Here is a 1,021-nt window from a genome sequence, read left to right as displayed (position 1 = left end):
GTGGTGGAGGGAGTAGTATATTTTCCAAGTCACTGAGGGATGTATAATCTCTACCATATACATACTCCTTCCCAGTAAGAGGATCAGTGAGAATGATAGTGCCATCGGGCAACACTTTGCCTGTCAGTCGCGTTGGAATTAACTTACTATCTTTTTTCTTTCCACTTTCAGGATCAATATTGTCGCCATCATTTGAATCCAATGGATTATCAGGCGTATCCAGCTCTGCCAGAGTCTTATTCGTATCCCTAAGCTCTACAGTACCATCTTCATTCAACCAAAGCTCAACACCATCCTTGACAGATATTAGAGTATCTGCACCAGGTAAAGAGGGTTCAGCTGTACCTGGTTCTGTACCTGGTTCTGTACCTGGTTCTGTACCTGGTTCTGTACCTGGTTCTGTACCTGGTTCTGTACCTGGTTCTGTACCTGGTTCTGTACCTGGGTCTGTACCTGGTTCTGTACCTGGGTCTGTACCTGGGTCTGTGCCTGGGTCTGTGCCTGGGTCTGTGCCCGGGTCTGTGCCTGGGTCTGTACCCGAACCACCTCCAGAACCAGTTCCATCATCCGGGTTAGTACCTCCACCCGGATTCGTTCCTCCTGGATTTGTCTCTGTAGTTTCGTCTTCTTCCTCTTCTTCAAGGGTAGAAAGAACGATACCCAACCTGCCGGATTCAAAATTCTCAATGGTTAACGAATCATTGACAACAAGGTTTGAACCATTGAGAACATAAGTATTCCCACCACCATGGTAGACATTAACAGGCGAGTCTTTTTGCCGGGTTCCCCCAAAAAGAGTCTGTCCGTTGAAATTGACTACCCCATTACCATCAGAGTCATTTATGACATCATTGTCTTTGACGACGTATGTATCGAAACCTTGGCCGCCTTCCAATAGATCACGAACATTATCATTTCCGCCGTTGAGGTAGTCGTTGCCGATGTCATCCGACAGAACATCCTGCCCCTCAAGTCCATACAGGAAATTATTACCACTTCCTCCGATGATAATATTATCAAG

The 1,021-nt window shown here is 46.3% G+C and carries 1 pseudogene; it reads right to left on the bottom strand.

From position 1 onward, the window contains the following. Positions 1–1,021 (bottom strand): annotated as a pseudogene (locus J7438_RS25885) (hypothetical protein); the annotation flags it as partial.

It is taken from the genome of Thalassotalea sp. G20_0 (genome assembly GCF_017744175.1).
In the GTDB taxonomy this organism is placed as follows: Bacteria; Pseudomonadota; Gammaproteobacteria; order Pseudomonadales; family Endozoicomonadaceae; genus Endozoicomonas.
This window is presented reverse-complemented; position numbering and strand designations above follow the sequence as displayed.